The sequence below is a fragment of the Phytoactinopolyspora endophytica genome (assembly GCF_004138495.1).
Lineage (GTDB): Bacteria > Actinomycetota > Actinomycetes > Jiangellales > Jiangellaceae > Phytoactinopolyspora > Phytoactinopolyspora endophytica.
Genome location: NZ_ML142852.1, coordinates 496,546 through 498,816 on the forward strand (window position 1 = coordinate 496,546; position 2,271 = coordinate 498,816).

Genomic DNA, 2,271 nt, shown 5'->3' on the forward strand with positions numbered 1-2,271 from the left:
GCGCCATCGGCCACGCCGCCACCACCGCCCTCCGCACCGCCCACCACGGCTCCTGACTTCAGGGCGGAAAGCGTGCTCACACCCGCCGAACGAAACGCCGCCAGGAACGCCCACCAGTCGTGCGCCCGAGCCACCTCACCCGACCCTGCTGGCGTATGAGCCACCGATCAGGCTGGGGTCGACATACCCGGGCGGGCGAGCCAGAATCTGTCGGCAGTCGCGCCGACGCGACTCGCCTCACGTTACCGGCTACCAGGGCAGAACGAACGGCGACCGGCGGATATGCGAGTTTCGCATATCCACGTACTTGCGCCGACTCGCCGACTCACACAAGTACACGCAGATAGTGAGCGGCGACAGAAGCGTCAACGGGCAAGCACCTCGGGTCACCAGTGGTCGCGATTGCTGTCCGGCGTGGCGTCCCCGAGAATGGCTGGGATGACATGGTCGGGGACATTGTCGCCCTGTTCGATGTGCCACCGCAGATGATCAGCCATCACCTCGGCGTCCGGCGTGTGTGGGTCAGCGTCGCGAATACACATACAGCAGGTGAAACACCCGTCCACGCACCAGAACACGTAGACGTCGGAGTGACCCCAGCCGAAACGCGCGTAGGCCATCAGCGCTCCCCTTCGTCCTCATCACGATGCTGCACATGGGCCCGCGCATCCCAAGCCGGAAGGTCCACGGCGCAGACGACGTCGCGCACGACTCCGCGGTCGATCAGCTCCCGCAGGACCCGCTGCGCCATCGCCCGGATCTCACGTGGGTTGACCTGGGCATCCAGCAACGAGTCCAGCAAGAGCGCGAGCAGGTACTCCGGCTCTGCCCGCAGCGCTCGCTGCAGTGCCACCAGAGCGAGTGCACCATGCCCGTGCTGATACGCGACCGCGGCAAGGACTGTGCAGATGGCCGCACAGCCCCCGTCGACGGCATGTTGCGCAAGGACGGTCAGGAATGCCCGAATCTCGTCCCCACGCTCCTCGAGTCCCCAGGTGACGAGGGTGTCTCGGACCCACGTGTCTTCGAGCCCGGCCAGCGCGCGGATCACATCAGCGTCGTCGATATCGCGGTCTCCGCGCAGAAAGCGGTCACGCATCTCGTGGAGCGCTCTCAGCGAGTCCCGCCGTACTGCGTCGGCGCCGCGACGGCACACCTCATCACTGAGCTTGGCACACGCGTCCTGGAACCGTTGCCGAGACTGATCTTCCGCGCCCGTCCCTTCGCCCGGCAAGCCATGAAGATCGAAGCCGTGCTCCCCAGCCAGCCGCGCCTCGACGTCGACGAGATGCCCATCGACGCCGACCACGGCCACGCTTCGACATCTGCCTTGCTGAGGTGTCAACGCCATGGTGTCTCTCCCATCCTGAGGTCGATGGCATAGGCGACGTCGTCGCGGGTGGGCCGGTCGCGCCCTGCCAGGTCGGCGATGGTCCAGGCCATCCGCACGATGCAGTCCCGCCCGCGTGCGCTGACCTCACCAATGCGCAACTTGTTGTCAGCGGGCCCGATGACATCGGGCTCCAATGGGTGTTCGCGGCGGAGACGGTCGGCTGGGACCTGCCCGTTGAGCGTCCACGGGGTTCCGGCCAGTCGGCGGGCTTGACGCGCTCTGGCGGCCGCGACGCGTTCGGCGACTGCTGTCGTGGTTTCGGGTGTCTGTGTTCGGCGGCGGATGTCGGTCAGTGACGGCGGTTCGACGCGTTGGTGGATGTCGATCCGGTCACGCACCGGGCCCGGAATTCGGTGCCGTTGGCGTGGGTGTGGCGCGGACGGGGTGCCGTCGCCGTCGTCGTCGGTGTTGTGCACCATCGCCAGCAGGAAAGATGCCGGCAACGCTGCCGTGTGGGAGGTCCGTGAGATGGTAATCGAGTTTCGGTCGAGCGGTTCGCAGAGCGCCTCGAGAACCTGGCCGGGGTGCTCGTGGGCGTCCTCGAGGACCAGCACACCCTGGTGGGCGAGGCTGGCCGCGCCCGGCTCCAGCGTGCGTTTGCCGCCGAGCAGCGACGCCGGAGTAAGGGGATGCATTGGGTGGACGACGGGTGGGCGCACAATCATCGAGCGGCCCGGTCCCAGCAGTGCTGCCGCGGAGTGGATGGCGCTGACCTCAAGTGACTGCTGCGCAGTTAGGTCCGGCATCATGTCCGCGATCCGTTTGGCCAGCGTGGTGGTTCCGGAACCGGAGCGGCCTTCAAGCAGAACGTGGTGGTGTCCTGCGGCCGCGATCTCGATCGCGTGTATGGCGCCCTCTTGTCCGGCTACGTCGGCCAG

At 67.1% G+C, this 2,271-nt stretch carries 3 protein-coding genes; all 3 read right to left on the reverse strand.

Going from position 1 to position 2,271, the window contains the following annotated elements:
* Positions 1-386 precede the first annotated feature (386 nt).
* On the reverse strand, positions 387-620 hold the full coding sequence (locus ELR45_RS10705) for a hypothetical protein (RefSeq protein ID WP_129665747.1): 234 nt from the start codon (positions 618-620) through the stop codon (positions 387-389).
* Positions 620-1,351, reverse strand: a complete 732-nt coding sequence (locus ELR45_RS10710; RefSeq protein ID WP_129665749.1) for a DUF4192 family protein — start codon at positions 1,349-1,351, stop codon at positions 620-622. Before ELR45_RS10710 ends, ELR45_RS10705 begins: the two co-directional genes overlap by 1 nt.
* On the reverse strand, positions 1,342-2,271 hold a 930-nt coding region (locus tag ELR45_RS10715), incomplete at its 5' end, for an ATP-binding protein (RefSeq protein ID WP_165367661.1). The genes ELR45_RS10710 and ELR45_RS10715, both read right to left, overlap by 10 nt.